Origin of the sequence: Alteromonas sp. 76-1 (genome assembly GCF_900654235.1) — a bacterium.
In the GTDB taxonomy this organism is placed as follows: Bacteria; Pseudomonadota; Gammaproteobacteria; order Enterobacterales; family Alteromonadaceae; genus Alteromonas; species Alteromonas naphthalenivorans.
On sequence record NZ_LR136958.1, the window covers coordinates 2,327,736 to 2,347,580 of the forward strand.

Here is a 19,845-nt window from a genome sequence, read left to right on the forward strand (position 1 = left end):
CTTATATTAACAGCATAGATAACTATGCAAAAAACGCATACAAAAAAGGGCCTTACGGCCCTTTTTTATGATTAGCTATGCAAAAATATTATGCACCGGGGTCGTTTCGATTCCACCACAAGAATCTCGCAAGCGCTGGAAGTACGATAATTGCTCCTAACATATTCACCACGAACATAAAGGTCAACAAAATACCCATATCCATTTGGAATTTAAGTGAAGAGAATACCCAAGTACTCACACCTATTGCCAGCGTAATACCGGTGAATAATACCGCACTACCACGCTCTTTAAGTGCAGCCAAATAAGCTTCTTGCACTGTGGCACCTTGTTTAAGCATAAGGCTCTTGGTCGACAAGATATAAATACCATAATCAACACCGATACCTACGCCTAGTGCAATAACCGGCAAGGTGGATACCGTAAGACCTATTTGCAAATACGTCATTAGCGCTTGTGCTAATACTGAGACAACATACAGCGGAATAACCACTACTAATGTTGCACGTATAGAGCGGAAGCTAATTAAGCATAGGGCGATAACGGCACCAAAGACATAAACCATCATTGGATCTTGTGCAGCCTCTACCGCTTCGTTCGTCGCCGCCATCACCCCTACTGGGCCCGACGCGAGACTAAACGACATATCATCAGTCTCGTATTCACTACGGAAGTCTTTTACTGCATCTACCACACGAGAAATGGTTTCTGCCTTGTGATCTTCCATAAACAGAATAATCGGCATGACAGAACAATCACCATTCAATAGGCCTGATGAGGTAGGCACACGGGAAATAGCTTGCACCAAGGTTTGTTGATTGCGAGGTAATACCTGCCATTTAACGTTACCTTCGTTATAACCCGCGTTCACTATCTTAGCCACTGAAGCTAATGATACAGCAGATTGAACACCTGGAACGTTCTCCATTTTCCACTGGAAATCATCCATCGCTTTCATTACGCCGTGAGACGTACAAGCTTCAGGCGTGGTTTCTACCAGAATAGAGATGTAATCCACTGTGACTTCATACTTGTCAGTGATCAAGAAGGTATCTTGGTTATAACGTGAAGACTCATGAAGCGCTGGTGCGCCGGCATGCAAATCACCTATCTTCATGTTTTGTGCTTGGTAATGCCCAAAACCGAACAATATGGCGGTAACGATAAGAATAATGGCTGCAGGCTTTTTGCGTGAACACGCAGAAATAATGGCCCAAAAACGTGAGTTACTATTTTCTTTGCCTGCAAACTTATCAACGTACTTCTTATCAAGTTTTAAGAAGCTCATGAGTACCGGCAACAGCATTAGGTTGGTTAAAATAATAACGGCAACACCCATACTTGCTGTAATAGCCAGCTCACGGATGATACCTATATCAATAACTAATAAGGTCATGAACCCGACGGTGTCAGAAAGTAATGCTATACCACCTGGTACCAACAAGCTTCTAAACGCTGCCATAGACGCACGTTTTGCCCCTATACCTGTTACCGCACGCTTTTCTACCGCGTTAATCATTTGCACGCCATGACTTACACCAATAGCGAAAACTAAGAACGGCACCAGAATAGACATAGGATCCATACCGAAGCCTAACGACGTTAGTAGACCTAGCTGCCAGATAACGGCAATCACTGAACACAGTAGTGGCAATATAGTGAGCATGATACTGCGAGAGAAGAAGTACACCATGACGGCCGTTATCGCGATAGCAATAGCGAAAAACAATAGTACATCTTTAGCGCCATCGGCCACATCACCAATCATCTTGGCAAACCCGATAATATGAATAGAAATATTTTCGTTTTCATATTGGCCGCGAAGTTGCTCTTCAAGCTCAGCCGCTAACGCAAGTGTATTTAAGGGTTCACCCGTTTGTGGGTCGATATCCAATAACTGCGCTGTCACCATGGCACAGCTATAGTCGCTAGCTACCTGACGGCCAACAATATTGGCTTTTTCAATATTGGCAGCCACTAGTTCTAACGCCGCAGGATTAGCTGAATTGAAGTCAGCTGGAATAACTGGCCCGCCAGCAAATCCGCCTTCTACAATTTCAGTAAAACGAGTAGAAGGAGAAAACAATGAAATAACGAGAGAACGATTCACACCATTTATAAAAAATAGCTGGTCGTGCACATTCTTTAACGTATCGAAAAAGTTCTGATTGAATATATCGTCGTTCTTATCACAAACGGAAACTAAGATATTGTTCGCACCGCCGAAGTCTTGGCGATGTTCAATATAGGTTTTCATGTATTCATGATTGAGTGGAATATTTTTTTCAAAACCAGCGTCAAGTCGCATCTGCGATGCTTGAAAGCCTAAAAAAACCGTCGCGATAGCAAAAAGGGCTACCACTAATTTACGGTTAGAGAAAACAAGATGTTCAATGAAATGGGTCATAAAAGCGAAACCACCCTACTTTGTATTTAGCGTTTTTATACCATTCGCGGTAACAGCTATGGTGTGGCCATTAAAGCTAACGGCATTTAACATGGCAGCTTTATCTTCAACCTGTGTGACTGAAATACCTTTTGCAGGCTTACAGTTTGCAGGATTAGCGTATGGGTCGTGATCACTGACAGGTAGCGGACGAGTGGCAGATACCATCATACCGTTGTTACCCATAGCAACAACCGTGTCGTTATCGGACAGTAAAATTGAGTTTAATGTACTGGTTGAACAAGAATTTACGTATTCCCATTCACCTTGTTCACGCATGACAAAAATATTGCCGCGAAGACCTACAGCCAGTAGCGTTGATTCATCAAGGGCTCTAATATCAAAAAATGAGCCTGTGTAGTCAACGTCAAAGCGTTCCCAATTTTTCCCCTTATCGTCGCTGCTAGCTAATAAACCCGCTTCTCCAGCAAGGTATAGCTTTTCGCCATCGCGTGTTACACGATTCAAATGAGGTAAAATAGATTCTAATTCTTGCTGATAGAAGGCTTCGTCTTCTTCTCTAACGCTTTCCAAATATTCACGATCGTATGGGTCTAGTAAACTAGCATGACGCTCAGTTTCCCAGCTTTTCCCGCCGTCTGTAGTACGGTAAAAAAGCCCGTACGCGCCAGCAGCAATGCCATGACTTTCATCGAAAAATAGTACATCTAAAAATGGACGTTGAAGCTCGGGCTGAACATTCTGAATTTCCCAGCTTTGGCCCTTGTCTGAAGAATGAATAATAGTGGCATCATGGCCTACCGCCCAAATATGATTGCCCACCACGGTTGTCGCAGTGAGTGTAGCTTGGGTAGGCACAGCAACTTGATTAAAAGCCGTTCCATCTTCTGAAATAAGAATATGACCGCGTTCTCCGACAACAACGACAAATTTATCAGCGTCAATATCTAGCAAAACTGACTGTTCAACTAAGGGTGCAATATAGGCATCTTCCGCTGAAGCAGTAACGGAGTAATTTGCTGCGAGTGCTGCAGTTATGCACGCTGCAATGGTTTTTTTCATGATTAACCATTCTCCCTAAAATTTAATTGTCTGAAAACAAAAACGGTTGGCATTGCCAACCGTCTTAACACAAAACGCTTAGCGTTTACCTTCTCGTCGTAACGCCTGAGGCGTAAACTCTACGTCTCTTGGACGAATCGAGAAATCATACATTTTTTCTTCGTTATCTAGACCAATGGCCAAGTAACGGCGAGAGTTTAAGTCGTAATAGGTATCTAGGGTTGACCACTGTGTTGGTACTTCATAGTAGTTCACTCCATAAGCTACACCAACACGGTACAACTCACCACGATTATCATACATATCAGCAACTTGAATTTGCCAGCTATCTTCATCAATGAAGAATACGCGTTTTTGATAAATGTGACGGAAACCTTCTTTCAACGTAGCTTCAACCACCCAAACTCGGTGCTTTTCCCAGCGCGTCAAATCAGGGTTAACGTGGTTAGCATGAAGAATTTCATCGTAACTTACGTTATCTGAATGCAGTGCATAGTTATTATAAGCTACGAACATCTCTTTCTTGCCAACGAGTTTCCAGTTGTAACGGTTAGGAGAACCGTTAAACATATCGAAGTCATCGGTAGTACGCAGGCCATCTGCTGCGGTTCCTGGCGTATCATAAGCAATGTTAGGTGCTAAACGTACACGACGCTGGCCAGTATTATAAGTCCACGCTTTACGAGGCTCTTTAACCTGATCTACTGTTTCATGAACAAGCAAAGCAGTACCTGCCAAACGAGCTGGCTTAGTCACTTTTTGTTTAAACATGAACAATACGTTTTCATCAGTTAGCTTTTCAGGTGTAGCACCCTCTTCAGCATACTTAATCATTAATTGTTCATCAAAACCGATGACGTTGTAATCACCTGAAGTGGTTACCGCAGCTTGTCCACCATTACGTTCAACTGCCGCACCGCGATAGCGCAAAATGTGGTTCCAAATCGCTTCCATACCCGTTTTAGGCATAGGGAAAGGAATACCTAACACAGCGCCTTTTATGCCGTTTCCGTCATCAAGTAACTCAGCATTAGTAGCGTTAACCTTTGTTGCATCATAAACAGCTTGTGGGTTAGATGCTGAACGGCGGGTCTGATATACCGGCATGCGGTAAGTATCAGGATACGCTTCGAACAACTTTTTCTGACCTTCAGAAAGGAAATCAGCATATTCTTTATAATTCGATGCTGTTATCTCAAACAACACTTTATCGCCTGGATACGGGTTCGGATGGTGATCGCCTACCGAATAGCCTTCAGGTGCTGATGTAATACCACCCGTCCATGCGGGAATGCTTCCGTCAGCATTCGCTGCTTGTATAGCGCCCATAGGCGTTAGTTCACCGCCTAACTTCTTGGCATCTTCTTCAGAAACCTTAGCGTGAACACTTGCACCTGTTAGCGCTATTGAAAGCGCTGCGGCAATAATTCCTATTTTTCTAATCATATACATCACTCTTTAGATTGAATACTTGATGTTAAACGAAATAAAATCTCTGTCTGACAATGCATTAGTGGTACCAATACCACCCCAGAATGCACTATATGAAGCTGTTGCTGACCACTTGCTTAAGTAGTCGAACGTTAGCGCCAGTGCCGCAGATTTAACATCTTCAGTGAAAACATAAAGAGGGTCTGGTGTTGTACCCTCTACATCGTGAGAGAACGTAGCACGGGCTCGAAGGTTAACGCCCGCCATAATATCGTTCCAATCAGCAACGGCCAGTAGTCGATAACCCCATGCGTCATCAGTGGCAAACGGGTTAGTTTCTGGACCGTCGGAAAGACCAACGTGAAGCCCTTCACGGCTATTTCCATCGGCTGTCGGTTCAAGTGAAGGTGTACGCGCTGTACCCGGAGCATTCAAACGAATCACGTCTGGGTCTGGCATATCAACAATGTTCACATAACCTAGCTCACCTAAAAGCACGAAGTTATCTGCGCCAAACTTAGGGCCATACACATGTGAAGCGGTTAATTGCATCTGCCAAGTGTCTGAGAACAAGAAGCCTTCAGCTGTTTCACCTGGTCCTACCGCTCGGCCAATATTGTTTAATTGCGATATACCTTCTAAATCTGGGCGAAGGCCTGCATTAGCCAATTGTTCAGGCATACCCATATAGAGTAGCTCAACATCGTCAATTTGCAGCGGTTCATCAACACGGTAAGCAAATTCACCGGCTAGCGCGGTAGTGCCAACGTTGGTGTTAAAACTCACCCCGTATAACTTAATGTCTTCTGGATAATAAAACTCAGATTGGGTGAATGCACCCAGCTCAGTAAGGTTATCGCGCGTCACTTCGTTAGTTGCAATGAAGGCTAAGTCTGACGCAATACCTTCGGCGGTAAAGTCAGACGTTACACCAGAGATAAGTGGACGTTGGCTATGGTAGTTAATGTGGTAGAAACTGATTTCAGATTCGTTCAATGCCTCAGCAAACCACGTAACACGTAAACCGTATTGACCTTGGTCGTCGGCATCTTTATGCGCCTCATCTGAATAGCCACGAATAGCCACTTTAGTAGGGTATGCTAAATAGGCAGAGGCAATATCAGCAGAATTACCGCCAGCACGTAACAAATCACCGTAGCCATTAAGTGCAGTTAACAAGTGATCTAAATCGATATCAGGGTTACCACTGAAACCTAGCTGGATGTTTTGACGTTGACCGCCCTCACCTGCAAAGTCATTACCCGCGAAGTAACTACCAGATACAGGCAACCAACTGCGTTCCCATTCATATTGATAGTAACCAGAAACGCTTAATGTATCGCTTAGTCCCAATGAGGCGTAAACCATACCCACTGGAATAAATACTTCTTTAAGTTCCGCACCTGGTGCACGAGCACGAGTAACGTCTACTGGGTTTGTTGTGTTGATACCATGTTGGATAAAGGTACTTTCACCCCAGCTGATAACTTGACGTCCAACTCGAAGTGTTAAAGGTTTGTCACCAATCCACCAATCTCCATAGAAGAAAGCATCGTACAGACGCACATCATTACACAATAAATCTTCTGCTTCTGGATCTTGGCAGTGATCATATTGAACACCGGTAATGGCATTTGAATTAGGACGGTCACCATCCATTTGTTCAAAGTCGTAAAACCAGAAACCACGTGCAAAGAAACCAAAATCGCCAAAGTTAATATCTAGCTCATGGTTTCCTGAAATTTGTGTTGCAAATGCATCACCTGGGTCGTGAGATAAGTTTCCTAAGTCGCCATTGGTTGAATAACCGCCGTCAGCTAACGCCCAAACGTCGCTACTAGGATAAAGTGGATTGAATGCAGCATGGTAACCTGACCAATCAAACTGTGCGTGATTACTGTTTCCGATAAGACTGTAATCTCTAGATTCAGTACGAATACTCGTTGCAGCAGTGATTGTAGAATCAAGAGAAATGCTAACGTCTCCTACTTGCCAATTAGCGGCATTAGCAGGAAGTGCGGCAGCACCCAATAGGGTTAGCACACCTACAGCAACAGGTGACATCTTAAAAGCGCGAGGCCTATTTATCATATTTTTATACTCCCTAGTCGACGCACAAGGCTGCGTGACATCGTGATCAACCATAACGATTAACAAAATGATTACATCATTTTGCCACTTTCGCAAGAAGTAATCGTACCAGTTAACAAAATTTACAACATTAATCGTATCAAATAGTTATTGCTTTGTGGGGACTATAAAAGCAACTTATCCGAAAGGTGTAAGTAATTGGCGGGATCGTAAAAATTTACGCACAAAAAACGACCACAGGTAAAGGTTGAAAGTGCTAGCGTAACCTTTCGAAGGCTTTAATTTTGTTGTTGGCGTCTACAACCATGCGAAAACGACCGACAACACCTTGGGAGGTAATGAACTGCTTTATTCTGGTAGAGGGGACTTGTACGCTGGTGCCATTTTCCGCCACCATAACAACGGTAGGCACAGCACCAGAGTACAGTGCCTCACATTGAATGTAAGGCACATTGACTGAAAAGTAATAAACGGTATCAGTGGCTTGAATGGTTGTCATACGCCAAACTTTTGCTCACTTTCTCAAACACATCCTTGCTTAAGCCTTTATGGTTTAACAATCGACCTAGCTGTGCTTTCATCAACACTTGATGGGGTTCTGCAAAACCTTGCCATTGTATCAATGGAGTTACTATCCGTGCGGCAACTTGCGGGTTAATAGCATCTAGCTTGATAAGATAGTCGGTGACAAACTTATACCCTTCCCCATCTAAACTATGGAAACGTTCGCTGTTATAGAATGCAAAACTGCCTATTAGTGAACGTACGCGATTAGGATTACCCATACTAAATTGAGGGTGCTCGCTTAACATGGTAATGGTAGCCAATATGTCTTCACGTGGCTGGGTTGCATGTAAGGCAAACCACTTATCTAGCACTAAGGGGTTATGACGCCATTTTTCTTCAAACTTAGCCATCAAGCTTTCAAACGCTTCAGATGATAGTGACTGGGCGGCTTTTAAAGCACCTAGCGTGTCAGTCATGTTGTCTGTGTTATCGAACTGCGATATCACCAAGTCCTTGTGCTGTGGTAAGCGTGCCAAATGAGACAGCAGTACATTTTTACAGCGACGAGCATTAACGGCATCTTGCTGATAGCTATAGGCCTGTGTGGCGATACCGTTAAACGCATTAAGGAGCACGTCTTCTAGCTGTGTAGAAAACTGTTGGCAAAACGCATTTCGGGCCTCTATAAGTGGTTGCACATTAATATCGCTTCGAGACTGACACAAGGTTTCAAATGAAGGTATCACTAAGCATTCACTTAAAAGCTCAATATTATCAATTTCGCTGTCTATTGCAGAGCGAATACCCGCCCAAATACCCCTGTCTATCGTAGCAGTAGCGTTTTCATATAACTCACTAATACAGCGGTTATACAAAGATTGCATGGCATCCCAACGATTAAACGCATCTTGGGAATGGGTAAATATAGTGAGTAATGAAGCGGTATCAAGCTCATTGTGTACTTTTACAGGAGCAGAAAAGTTACCAAGAAGTACCGGAGTCAACTTCTTCGTATCACACGTGATGGTAATCGTGATTTCAGGCGCATCTAGTATCAAAAGATCGTTCTGAATAATACCACTGTCATCACGGTACCGATTACCGTCTTCATCGATAACTTCAAAACCTACAGGAATATACAGAGGAAGCTTTTCGTTTTGATCTGCTGTACTAGGCGTATTTTGCGTTACGGTGAAAGTATGTACATATCCCGTATCGTGTTTGATTACATTGTGAGCAAGGGATACTTGCGGTGTACCAGATTGACTATACCAGCGAGAAAACTGAGTAAGATCTAACTCGGTAGCCGATTGCATGGCTGAAACAAAATCATCACACGTCACTGCTTGGCCGTCATGACGACGGAAGTATTCGTCCATTCCTTTTCTAAAACCTTGGGGCCCTAAAAGGGTATGGAACATGCGAATAACTTCTGCGCCTTTATCGTACACGGTCACCGTATAAAAGTTATTCATCTCAATAACTTCTTCAGGGCGAATAGGATGGCTCATCGCGCTGGCGTCTTCTGCAAATTGATGCTCGCGCATCACACGCACGTGTTTAATACGGTTGCTTAACGGCGATGTCATGTCAGCACTGAATTGCTGATCGCGAAATACGGTTAGCCCTTCTTTTAAACTAAGCTGGAACCAGTCTCTACACGTTACCCGGTTACCAGTCCAGTTATGGAAATACTCGTGAGCGATAACAGCTTCTACATTAAAAAAATCATCGTCAGTGGCTGAGTCTTGGTCGGCCAATACAAATTTACTGTTAAATACGTTCAGGCCTTTGTTTTCCATTGCGCCCATATTAAAGAAATCAACGGCCACAATCATGTAGATGTCGAGGTCGTATTCGAGCCCGAACACGTCTTCATCCCATTTCATGGCTCGCTTCAATGAATCTAACGCGAAGGTACCTTGAGATTTCTTACCTTTATCAACATAAAGCTCTAGCGCCACCTCTTTACCGCTTGTGGTGGTATAGGTATCGGTCAATAAATCAAAATCGCCTGCTACTAACGCGAATAAATAACAAGGTTTCGGATGAGGGTCGTGCCACGTAACGAAATGCGTACCATCAGGATTTTCGCCACGTGCTACAGGGTTACCGTTAGATAACAACATGGGGAACGATTTATCCCCTATTACCTTCACCGTATACACTGACAAGACATCAGGTCTGTCTAGAAAATAAGTTATACGCCTGAAACCTTCTGCTTCACACTGCGTGCAGTATGCACCGCCGGAAAGGTACAAACCTTCGAGTGCTTTGTTATTTTCTGGGTCGATATGATTTTCAATTTCTAACTCAAAATCATCCGCATCGACATCTAGCGAAAGCGTTTCGTCATTTTGTGTAAAGTTGGTGAAAGGTTTACCATTAATATGTATAGAAACTAACGATAATTTCTGCCCGTCTAAAACAAGTGGCTGTCTTTTGTGGCCGCTATTTGCATCAGCGCTTTCCACTGAGTTTTTACCCGTATCGGTAACAAGCGTACGCTTAACGCTAAGTTTACTTTTGACCACGGTTTTTGTTGGGTGTAAGGAAATAGTCAGGTCGACTAACGGGATAGAAAAAGCGGGCGGAAGATAATCCGCCCGACGTTTAGCTGTAACTGACATAGAGTCTCCTAAAACAGAAAGTCTACGCAACTATTATTGGTTAGCTTCGCCAGGTTGCTTTGCATAATCTGGAGGTGTTAGGCGAAGAATTTTAATTCCCAAGTAGGCGTAGATAATAGCAAGAATTGGGTTTATTACGTTAAAGAACGCATAGAAAACATAGTCGAATGGGTTAACCAACAGCACACTGTGCATGTAGGCACCACAGGTGTTCCAAGGAATAAGTGGCGACGTTAAGGTTCCACCATCTTCCAGACTTCGAGATAGATTTAACTGGTGTAAACCGCGTTTTTCGTACTCTTCTTTGTACATGCGCCCAGGCATAACGATAGAGATATACTGATCGGCCGTTACCAAGTTAGTCGCAAAACAGGTAAGAATAGTTCTACTTACCATATCACCGGCCGACTTAGCCCCTAATAAAATAGCGGACACTGCACGTTTCAATAACCCTACTCTTTCAAGTACGGCACCAAACGACATGGCGCAAATAATTAACCAAATCGTATTGAGCATAGACGACATACCGCCTCGTGAAAGCAAGCTATTCAAGTTTTCATCAGGGGTTGAAAAGCTCACGCCATCAAATAAGGCCGTCCAAACGACTTTTAACGCACCGATATTGGCGCTATCGTCAGGGCTAGCCATGCTAGCAACTACATCGCTTTGAAACAACACAGCCCATACTGCACCTAATAATGCGCCAATAGACACAGCAGGAAACGCAGGCACTTTTTTAACCGCAAGGGTTAGTAATACAACAAGGGGAACCAGTAAATACCAGCTTAAATCGAAAGATTCATTCAATAACAACTGCATTTGTTCGATGCGATCTGCTTTGGCATCACCGGTTTCACTAAAGCCCAATACCACAAATAAGATAAGCGCCAGAATAAAGCTAGGTATGGTAGTCCAAAGCATGTAACGAATGTGTTCAAACAAATCTGTACCTGCCACGGCAGGCGCTAAATTGGTTGTTTCAGAAAGCGGAGAAATTTTATCGCCGAAGTAAGCGCCAGATACCACGGCACCGGCAGTAATGGCCGCAGACATATCCATACCTGCAGCAACGCCCATAAGCGCTACCCCCACGGTGGCCGCGGTAGTCCAAGAACTACCAATACTCATGGCAACCACAGCGCAAATTAAGCATGCAGCGGCATAAAAGAATGAAGGGTTTAATAATTCTAAACCGAAATAAATAAGTGTGGGTACGGTACCAGCCAACATCCAAGTACCAATAAGCGAACCTACTGCCAATAGAATTAAACACGCACCGAGCGACATTGAGATACCATCGACGATACCTTTTTCAATGGTCTTCCAGCTGTAACCGTTTTTCATGCCAATAATGGCAGCAAGCCCCATGGCCAGTAATAAGGCAATTTGGTTAGGGCCATATGATGAATTATCGGCAAATAAATAAACCGCACTGCCCATCATTAGCACTAAGGCTACAATGGGGATCATCGCGTCAAATAATGAAGGTTCTTTTAATTCTTTAGTCGTTGTCATTTTTATTATTCTTAAGCCTTAAATCAAAAAACTGAGCGGTAAAACATTAGCGCAATAATAACCGGGCAAACGAAGCGTACATACCAAGGCCAAATCTTCCAAAACAAACTCTGCTCTGCGTTTGCGTCGCCTTCTTTAAGTTCAGCAAGTATGGCATCTCTGCGCCACACCCATCCGGCAAATATACATAACACTAAACCAAGTAGTGGCTGGCTGTACTCAGTGGTGAGGGCAATAACGAACCCGAACAGTGCATTAAAATTAAGAATAATGATGCAGCTAAGTACAAAAATAATGGCTGCCATTAACACTACCGCTTTTTTACGCACTAAGCCCCTGCTTTCCACCATGTACGCCACAGGTACTTCAAGCATTGATATTGAAGAGGTAACGGCGGCTATCGCCATTAACGCAAAGAAAGTAAATGCAACAAATACACCTACACCGCCGATTGTATCAAATAAGGCAGGCAACACTTTGAATATAAGCGAGTCACCTTGAATTAGCGCACCCTCTGGCGTAAAGATTTCTACACCATTATGCAGCGCTACGTACATGGCGGGAATAATTAGCATACCGGCAATAACAGCAACGCCGATGTCTACTAATGCAACAGAAGCACCAATGGTGGGCAAATTTTCTTTTTTGCTTAGGTATGAACCGTAAACCAACATAGTTCCCACACCCAATGACATGGAGAAAAAGGCTTGGCCCATGGCATCAATTAATAAGTCGGGGTCAAGAATACGTGTAAAATCAGGCACCAAATAAGCGCTCCAGCCATCAGAGGCACCAGGCTGCAAACTGACATAAACGATAAGGGCAAGGATGAGCAGCACCAGTGTGGGCATCAATCTTACCGACCATTTCTCAATGCCTGACTTTACACCACCCACAACGATAAAAGCTGTTAACGCCATGAAAATAAAGCAGAAAATAACGTTACGCGTAACTGAAGATGTAAGCAGCCAGTCACTTGCAGACTGTAGTCCCACCATATTGACGGCAGAATCAGCAAAATAAACCAACATCCAACCGCCCACAATGGCGTAAAACGCAAGGATAAGTGAGACGGTTATGCAGCCCCAAATTCCTGTTGCACGACCAATGAAGTTTCCAGAAATATTGCCTAGCGCATCTACCATGTTAGAACGAGAGCTGCGCCCAATGATGAGTTCGGCCATGAGAACGGGATATGCAAGAACAAATGCGAGAAGTAAATAAACAAGAACAAAAGCAGCACCGCCATTCGTTGCCACTTTGGTGGGGAAACCCCAAATATTACCGAGCCCAACTGCTGAACCCGCTGCTGCGAGCACGAACCCGATTCGAGAAGAAAACTCGCCTCTGATAGCCATGTGATTTCCCTTTATTTATTATTGTTGTATAGGTATATCAGACACAAAAAAAGGGCTGGCCATTGACCAGCCCTCTGTCATCAACCTTTAGTGTGTTATTGCGTATCTGCCTGTTTCAATCATATCAAAAGTAATATTGGCAGCTTCATCTAAGAACGGATCTAACTCTTCCATATCTTCAGGTAGGTCATCAAGTGTTTTGACTAATTCTTTACCCATACGCTGTAAACGTTCATTGGCTCTTTCGAGTGCTTTTTCTTCAGCTTCTTTTTTATCTGACTCACGTTCAGATTTTACCAATGAAATAAAGTTCTTATCTTTGTTTTCTTTGTACTCAACAATATCGTCGTGAATATAAGAAAACTCAGGGTCTTGCATGATACGTTTATTATGTTTCGCAGTTAATACGTCTAATGCAGCCTGTCCGTCAGCAAACGTTGTGTAATTTGCGCGGTTAATGCTGTCCCAAGGTAATGCGTTATCCTGTTGGCTCTCGCCCCAATCAGCCGGTTCTATTGCTGAAGGATAAAGAATATCTGGCACTACCCCTTTGTGCTGCGTACTTCCACCGTCAATACGGTAGAACTTAGCGATAGTGAACTGCACGCTACCTAGTGGGTTGTCGTACAAGTCATAAATTTTACCTAAACCACGGTGTTGTTGAACAGTCCCTTTACCGAAGGTTTGTTCTCCAATAATTAACGCGCGATTATAATCTTGCATTGCTGCGGCGAAGATCTCTGACGCCGACGCACTGTAGCGGTCTACTAAAACCGTTAATGGGCCATCGTAAGAAACTTTTCCATCGGTATCGCGATTCACGCTCACCTTAGTTTGGCCGTAACGGATTTGTACTACGGGTCCTTTTTCGATGAAAAGGCCGGTAAGTAATGTTGCTTCTGTTAAAGAACCACCACCATTTCCGCGCAAATCTACAATAATACCTTTAACGTTCTGCGCTTTAAGGCTGTTTATTTCCTTTTCAACATCAGCGTGTAGGTTGTTGTAGAAGCTAGGAATCGTAATAACACCTAAAGGCTGATTTGCATGTGGTCCAGTTTCAGGCGTGTAAACCTCAGACTGAGCAGCTCGGTCTTCAAGCTTAATTTTGTCACGAGTAAGACTGACAACAGACATCGTTTTTGCATCTGTCGCGCCTTTTTGAACTTGCAAGCGTACCGCGCTGCCTTTAGGCCCTTTGATAAGCTCTACAACTTCATCTAAGCGCCAGCCGACAACATCAACAAACTCTTCATCTTCTTGAGCCACACCAACAATTTTATCTTCCGGCTTTAATGCGCCCGATTCATCAGCAGGGCCACCAGGCACGACGCTTTTAATAACGGTGTAGTCTTCCTCGCTTTGAAGTACCGCACCAATACCTTCAAATTCCAAATTCATTTCCATTTGGAATCGATCAGCATTACGTGGTGAAAGATAACTAGTGTGAGCTTCGATGGTGCGCGCAAATGCATTCATAGCAATTTGAAATACATCTTCGCTTTTAGTTTGCTTAGTTCGCTTAATAGAACGTGTATAGCGTTTTTCAAGAAGCTCTTTAGCTTCTTCCCACGTTTTGTCAGCAAGAATAAGATTTAACGCATCATACTTAACACGTTGACGCCAAATCTCATCTAATTCATCTTTGCTAGTAGGCCATTCGGCTTCTTCGCGGTCGTAATAAAATTTGTCGTCAGCTTTTTCAAAATCAAAAGGCCCTTTCTCCAGCATAGCCAGCGCAAACTCATAACGCTCAATACGGCGTTGTGCGCTTACATTGTACATGTCGTACGCAACAGAAAGGTTACCTTTACTCAACGCATCATCAAAAGCATTTCGATATTTTTCGAAACCCACCACATCAGACAATAAAAGGACTTGCTTGTTGTGATCTAAAGATTCAATGAAGCGCTGATAGATTCGTGCTGATAACACATCATCCAACGAAATTTCTTTATAGTGAGCGCGAGTAAATAACGCACTTACGCGTTTAGCAGCAACACTATGCTGTGTCTCTTGTTGAAGAACGGGTAGCTCTTCAACATCTGGGGTTGTGGTGACTGCACCAGCGCCTACCCCAACGGTAAGAAATGCACTAGCAATGGAAATTCGAAGGATATCTTTCATATTTACGACCTCTTGGAGCGTGCCAAACGTAAAGCATCTGCATTTACTTTTACCACCATACCTGAGTCTAACTGAACATGAATACCGTCTTTAGCAATTTCGGTAATAACGGCTGGCATAGGTGTTTTACCTAATTTAACCGTTACGTTTGTACCTTGTTGCATATCGGCATCAGTCAATTTAGCCGGTGGTGTTTTAGTTGGTCTCTGAATTTTCGGTTTAGTTCCCTGCTGGCCTTCTTTGTTGCTGCCTGCAGGTGTAGAACCTGAAGATTTCGGACGTGCAAATTGACGTTTTTCTTTCTTTTGAGGCTGCTGAGCTTGCTTAGCTTTGCGCTTTTCAGCGGCTTTCGCTTTGCTTTCTTCTAGCTGCTTCTGTGCATGATCGGCATGCTCTTTCTCAATGGTTTGCCCTTCAACACCATCTAAGTCGACACGGTTAGCGCCTTCTTTGATGCTGTAGAGATAACGCCAGCTATTTGTATAGTGACGAAGTGTAGAGCGGAGTAATGTTTTACTCACTCGTTCTTCGTTTTCTAAACGCTGGGCTAAATCTTGAAAGATGCCGATCTTAAGTGGTAGGGCTTCGCCTTCAATACTAAAGCATTTAGGGAAGGTCTCGGAAAGGAAAGCGATAACTTCCTTACTGCTAGTAAACTTTTCTGGTGATTCCATTAAACTTTCTAAATTATTCAAGAGATTTCTTCATTACTCTCATCATCCCAAGTTGCCAGCGCGTGGTCAACCCAATCGAGTAATTCGTCATCATCAATTTCTAATAAATGTTTATCTTGTTGCCAAGACTCCCAACCGTGTTGCAATAATTGTTCAAGCCGATGGGTTTCAATATCTTCATCGGCTCTATCATAAATTGCGTGAAGTACGAAATTCAATCGTTCTGACGCTTCATCAGGGTCATCGTGATTGTCTTCCATATCTTCATAAGTAGATAGTACTACATGGATGTCAACGTTGTATTTCATAACGATTGCTGAGATTCAATAAGTATATCGGCTATTTTACACAACCCAAGCTCATCTTGCTCGTCGAAACGAGAAAATTCTGGGCTATCGATATCTAAAACACCAATTAGTTCGCCATTTACTACAAGAGGAATGACGATTTCGGAGTTTGAAGCAGCATCACAGGCAATGTGGCCAGAGAAGGCGTGAACATCTGCAATACGCTGTACGGTGCGGGTTTCAGCGGCAGTACCACACACACCCTTCCCCATAGGAATACGGATGCAAGCGGGTTGTCCTTGAAAAGGACCCAACACTAACTGCGCTTCTTTATAAAAATAAAAACCAGCCCAATTTACCTTATCGAGATGGTTAAAAAGTAGTGCACTGATGTTTGCCATGTTGGCAATGACATCGTGCTCACCAGCAACCAGGCTTTTCGCCTGGCTTATTAACTGGGCGTATTGTTCTTCTTTCAAACGGTTACCCTGCTATTGAATAATAGTGAAACTAACGTTTATGCGCGCTTCAACCGTTTCTTGCCCTGGTAAAGAAACCGACATTTCTTTGGCAAACGCATCTGCACGCATAACTGGAACGGGCATATTGCCACCAGATTCAGAGATTGCAACTACTTCGCCCACTTCAACGCCTAATTCCTTCGCCAAAAGTGCCGCTCTTGCCTTTGCATCCTTCACCGCTGCAACTAGTGCAGTTTGGTATGCGTTGGTTTGCGTTGTACTAACAAACGAGAACTGTTGAATGCGGTCAACGCCACGACCTAGTACACCGTCTAACACTTTATCATAGTTTTCGATATTAGAATCAGTCACTGATATTTCGCGACTTAACGTAAACCCTTCTTGTACTCGACCATTAGGACTGTTCACATAGCGTGGGGTTAAACGAACTTGCATAGATTGAATGTTATTGCGCTCAATACCCTGCTCTAGCAGAAAGCTAACAACAGCGCGTAAATCGGAAGCAAGGGTCGTGTTAAGCTTACCAACAGTTTCGCCTTGTTCTTCAATAACAAAGGTAACTGAATATGCATTAGGCGTGACTGACATTGCGCCTGTGCCTTGAACATGGATAAGTTGTTGCTGAGGCTGAGCCATTGATGCCGTACTAAGCATTGTGGCAACAATGCCCGTTAATAATATCATCGGTGATAAGCGCTTGCCTGCGGCAGTACGTTTAAGAGGCATCTCTAGTTTACTGATTGAATTCATTAAAAACTCCGTGTTTATTATCATTAGTTCAGGCAAATCATAAGTAACGGTAAGTGAACGTATTATGAACCGCAACTAAATCATTCATAAAACAGGCGAGTTAACTGATACGTCAGTTTTAATAAAAAGCGTTTAACTTTTTTTGCTTTATAGGGTTAACCAATGGCGATAATAAAAAGTGGGCCCTATGGCCCACTTTTGATGTGTCGTAAACTTATGCCCTAATCTGTATTTTTTATTTTAGTACTTTTTGTAACGATGTAAGGCAATGATCGATATTGCGTGGTTTACACGCATAGCCCATTAATCCAATGCGCCATACTTTACCAGCAAACTCACCCAAACCAGCACCAATTTCTAAATTGAAATCGTTAAGTAGTCTTGCGCGAACTTCAGCGTCATTAACACCGTCTGGAATGTTCACTACATTGAGTTGAGGTAGGCGATATTCAGCATCTACGGCAAGTGAAAGACCTAAGCCTTCGAGTCCAGCCACCAGCTCGTTATGCCCAGTTTGATGGCGTTGCCATGCGTTTTCTAAGCCTTCTTCTTTTAAAATAAGTAGGGCTTCATAAAATGCATACATACTGTTTACCGGTGCAGTATGGTGATAAGCACGCTTCGCCCCTTTCCCCCAATACCCCACAATTAAGTTCATGTCTAAAAACCAGCTTTGCACTTTGGTTTTGCGGTTTTGAATAACATGCACTGCACGGTCGCTGAACGATACGGGTGAAATTCCTGGTACACAGCTTAAGCACTTTTGTGACCCCGAATAAATGGCATCAATGCCCCACCCATCTACGTCTAGCTCAATACCGCCTAAAGAGGTTACGGCATCGACTATCGATAAACAGTCGTATTGTTTTGCAAGTTCACATAACCGTTTTGCATCGTTTCTCACACCGGTTGAGGTTTCTGCATGTACGAAAGCCAGCACTTTAATATCGGCCTCTTTTTTAAGTGCATCTTCTACCGCGTTCAAATCGGTTTGCTTGCCCCAATCGTTTTTAATCACGATAGCTTGACCGCCACATCTTTCAACATTTTCAACCATACGGTTGCCGAACACGCCGTTGATGCACACCAATACTTTATCACCTGGCTCCACAAGGTTAACAAAGCAGGCTTCCATCCCGGCGGATCCCGGGGCTGAAATAGGCATTGTTAATGCGTTTTCAGTTTTAAATGCGTATTGGAGCAGCTGTTTGGTGGCATCCATAAGCTCGATAAATAGCGGATCTAGATGACCAACAGTTGGCCTAGCAATAGCGTTAAGAATACGAGGGTTTACGTCTGAAGGACCAGGCCCCATTAATGTGCGCTCAGGCGGAAGAAAAGTGGAATGCGTTTGCATATCAGTCCTTAACAAAAATAGTAACAATAGCGTACCTGCATTCTTACAATCTTAACGGCTGGGTACAACAGCTTGTTATGAACATAACTAACATGAATGGAAAATCTTTACTTCATAATCAATCCAACCTTGAGCAAGATGTGGATAACCCGTGCGTATCGTGAGGATAAAAGCGTTGAAAAAAATCAGAAACTCCGACCAGTAAAAAGCCTATGATTTTTCAGAAGTTATTATTATTTTATTTAGATTAAGGGGTCTGTAAAATAAATTTCACAATGTTTAGTTTATAAAATAAAAAAATATGGACTATAGTTATTGTCCGTCTGAAAGAATTTGCATGCACTTCTCCCTTGCAATAGTTAGCGCACGGCTCAGCAATGAGCCATTCCCCTATGCCCAGAACCTATGTTCTGGGCATTTTTTATGGGACAGGTATAACTTCCTTTGACCAAACGCTCTGCAATAAAGCGCTGAAATGAAGCGCTGAAATGAAGCGCAGGAATACAACGACATAATGGAAGTGGCAAGAATAATAGCGGTTAGCGATTATTCCTACATAAGACATGATAATCTGGCTGGCGCATACTGATTAAACTTCAGAAAGATGCTTATTGTAATGCGTGGCATTATGCGCATAGTGCGCTGCAGATGCTTGAAGCTTTTCCTCTACACTGCTATCGAACTGCTTTACCACTTTTCCCGGTGATCCCACCACTAAGCTGTAGTCTGGAATTTCCATATTTTCGGTAATTAACGTATTAGCGCCAATAATGCAGTACTTGCCAATTTTCGCGCCATTTAACACCACAGCATTGATACCAATTAAGGAGTAGTCACCTACGGTGCAGCCATGCAACATGACTTTGTGACCCACGGTTACGCCTTTACCTAACGTTAGAGGAATGCCCGAGTCGGTATGAAGCACACTACCATCTTGTACGTTCGTGAGCTCCCCTACCGTAATCGCATCCATATCTGCGCGAATAACCACATTAAACCATACACTGCTATGGGGCTTTAATATCACGTTGCCAATAACATGTGCGCCGGGGGCAACATAACTGGTGCTATCACACTCGGGCGTTAACGTATCAAGAGAATATTGCATAAGCGTTCCTCGTTCATTGTTTTTAGTCTAGTTGGCTCAAAACACAGGGTGGATATGTT

Annotated in this window: 15 protein-coding genes; all 15 read right to left on the reverse strand. The window is 43.4% G+C overall.

Annotated elements, in window-relative coordinates:
* Window positions 1–88: 88 nt before the first annotated feature.
* The 15 genes from ALT761_RS10040 to ALT761_RS10110 all read right to left on the reverse strand — a co-directional run bounded on the left by ALT761_RS10040 (window position 89) and on the right by ALT761_RS10110 (window position 19,786).
* On the reverse strand, window positions 89–2,407 hold the full coding sequence (locus ALT761_RS10040; protein ID WP_129738441.1) for an efflux RND transporter permease subunit: 2,319 nt from the start codon (window positions 2,405–2,407) through the stop codon (window positions 89–91).
* A 15-nt stretch (window positions 2,408–2,422) separates the two neighbouring features.
* On the reverse strand, window positions 2,423–3,469 hold the full coding sequence (locus ALT761_RS10045; RefSeq protein WP_129738443.1) for a WD40/YVTN/BNR-like repeat-containing protein: 1,047 nt from the start codon (window positions 3,467–3,469) through the stop codon (window positions 2,423–2,425).
* 78 nt (window positions 3,470–3,547) lie between these two features.
* Window positions 3,548–4,915, reverse strand: a complete 1,368-nt coding sequence (locus tag ALT761_RS10050) for a DUF1329 domain-containing protein (RefSeq protein WP_129738445.1) — start codon at window positions 4,913–4,915, stop codon at window positions 3,548–3,550.
* A gap of 12 nt (window positions 4,916–4,927) precedes the next feature.
* Complete coding sequence (locus tag ALT761_RS10055; RefSeq protein WP_129738447.1) at window positions 4,928–6,991, reverse strand: DUF1302 domain-containing protein; 2,064 nt, start codon at window positions 6,989–6,991, stop codon at window positions 4,928–4,930.
* 256 nt (window positions 6,992–7,247) lie between these two features.
* Complete coding sequence (locus ALT761_RS10060; protein ID WP_013784075.1) at window positions 7,248–7,490, reverse strand: DUF2835 family protein; 243 nt, start codon at window positions 7,488–7,490, stop codon at window positions 7,248–7,250.
* Window positions 7,468–10,128, reverse strand: a complete 2,661-nt coding sequence (pepN, locus tag ALT761_RS10065; protein WP_129738449.1) for an aminopeptidase N — start codon at window positions 10,126–10,128, stop codon at window positions 7,468–7,470. The genes ALT761_RS10060 and pepN overlap by 23 nt, the downstream gene beginning before the upstream one ends.
* 33 nt (window positions 10,129–10,161) lie before the next feature.
* Window positions 10,162–11,643, reverse strand: coding sequence for a Na+/H+ antiporter NhaC (gene nhaC / locus ALT761_RS10070; RefSeq protein ID WP_129738451.1), 1,482 nt, complete (start codon window positions 11,641–11,643; stop codon window positions 10,162–10,164).
* 23 nt (window positions 11,644–11,666) lie between these two features.
* Window positions 11,667–13,001, reverse strand: coding sequence for a sodium-dependent transporter (locus ALT761_RS10075; protein WP_126872275.1), 1,335 nt, complete (start codon window positions 12,999–13,001; stop codon window positions 11,667–11,669).
* 87 nt (window positions 13,002–13,088) lie between these two features.
* Window positions 13,089–15,128, reverse strand: a complete 2,040-nt coding sequence (prc, locus tag ALT761_RS10080; RefSeq protein WP_129738453.1) for a carboxy terminal-processing peptidase — start codon at window positions 15,126–15,128, stop codon at window positions 13,089–13,091.
* Between the two features lie 2 nt (window positions 15,129–15,130).
* Window positions 15,131–15,802 carry an RNA chaperone ProQ gene (gene proQ / locus ALT761_RS10085; protein ID WP_129738455.1) on the reverse strand — a complete coding sequence of 224 codons (672 nt, stop codon included), beginning with the start codon at window positions 15,800–15,802 and terminating at the stop codon, window positions 15,131–15,133.
* Window positions 15,803–15,819: 17 nt separating this feature from the next.
* On the reverse strand, window positions 15,820–16,110 hold the full coding sequence (locus ALT761_RS10090; RefSeq protein ID WP_013784069.1) for a hypothetical protein: 291 nt from the start codon (window positions 16,108–16,110) through the stop codon (window positions 15,820–15,822).
* A complete protein-coding gene (locus ALT761_RS10095; protein WP_057791774.1) occupies window positions 16,107–16,568 on the reverse strand; it encodes a GAF domain-containing protein in 462 nt (153 codons plus the stop codon). Before ALT761_RS10095 ends, ALT761_RS10090 begins: the two co-directional genes overlap by 4 nt.
* A 12-nt stretch (window positions 16,569–16,580) precedes the next feature.
* Entirely contained in the window at window positions 16,581–17,321 is a 741-nt protein-coding gene (locus ALT761_RS10100; protein ID WP_129738457.1) for an SIMPL domain-containing protein, read from the reverse strand.
* A 235-nt stretch (window positions 17,322–17,556) separates the two neighbouring features.
* Window positions 17,557–18,678 carry a pyridoxal-phosphate-dependent aminotransferase family protein gene (locus ALT761_RS10105; RefSeq protein ID WP_013784066.1) on the reverse strand — a complete coding sequence of 374 codons (1,122 nt, stop codon included), beginning with the start codon at window positions 18,676–18,678 and terminating at the stop codon, window positions 17,557–17,559.
* Window positions 18,679–19,267: 589 nt separating this feature from the next.
* Window positions 19,268–19,786: a gamma carbonic anhydrase family protein gene (locus ALT761_RS10110; protein ID WP_129738459.1), complete on the reverse strand. Its 519-nt coding sequence runs from the start codon at window positions 19,784–19,786 to the stop codon at window positions 19,268–19,270.
* Window positions 19,787–19,845: the final 59 nt, after the last annotated feature.

Coding starts and splice junctions, on each gene's coding strand:
- ALT761_RS10040 (WP_129738441.1), bottom strand. CDS start 2,407: ATGACCCATTTCATTGAACATCTTGTTTTCTCTAACCGTAAATTAGTG.
- ALT761_RS10045 (WP_129738443.1), bottom strand. CDS start 3,469: ATGAAAAAAACCATTGCAGCGTGCATAACTGCAGCACTCGCAGCAAAT.
- ALT761_RS10050 (WP_129738445.1), bottom strand. CDS start 4,915: ATGATTAGAAAAATAGGAATTATTGCCGCAGCGCTTTCAATAGCGCTA.
- ALT761_RS10055 (WP_129738447.1), bottom strand. CDS start 6,991: ATGATAAATAGGCCTCGCGCTTTTAAGATGTCACCTGTTGCTGTAGGT.
- ALT761_RS10060 (WP_013784075.1), bottom strand. CDS start 7,490: ATGACAACCATTCAAGCCACTGATACCGTTTATTACTTTTCAGTCAAT.
- pepN (WP_129738449.1), bottom strand. CDS start 10,128: ATGTCAGTTACAGCTAAACGTCGGGCGGATTATCTTCCGCCCGCTTTT.
- nhaC (WP_129738451.1), bottom strand. CDS start 11,643: ATGACAACGACTAAAGAATTAAAAGAACCTTCATTATTTGACGCGATG.
- ALT761_RS10075 (WP_126872275.1), bottom strand. CDS start 13,001: ATGGCTATCAGAGGCGAGTTTTCTTCTCGAATCGGGTTCGTGCTCGCA.
- prc (WP_129738453.1), bottom strand. CDS start 15,128: ATGAAAGATATCCTTCGAATTTCCATTGCTAGTGCATTTCTTACCGTT.
- proQ (WP_129738455.1), bottom strand. CDS start 15,802: ATGGAATCACCAGAAAAGTTTACTAGCAGTAAGGAAGTTATCGCTTTC.
- ALT761_RS10090 (WP_013784069.1), bottom strand. CDS start 16,110: ATGAAATACAACGTTGACATCCATGTAGTACTATCTACTTATGAAGAT.
- ALT761_RS10100 (WP_129738457.1), bottom strand. CDS start 17,321: ATGAATTCAATCAGTAAACTAGAGATGCCTCTTAAACGTACTGCCGCA.
- ALT761_RS10105 (WP_013784066.1), bottom strand. CDS start 18,678: ATGCAAACGCATTCCACTTTTCTTCCGCCTGAGCGCACATTAATGGGG.
- ALT761_RS10110 (WP_129738459.1), bottom strand. CDS start 19,786: ATGCAATATTCTCTTGATACGTTAACGCCCGAGTGTGATAGCACCAGT.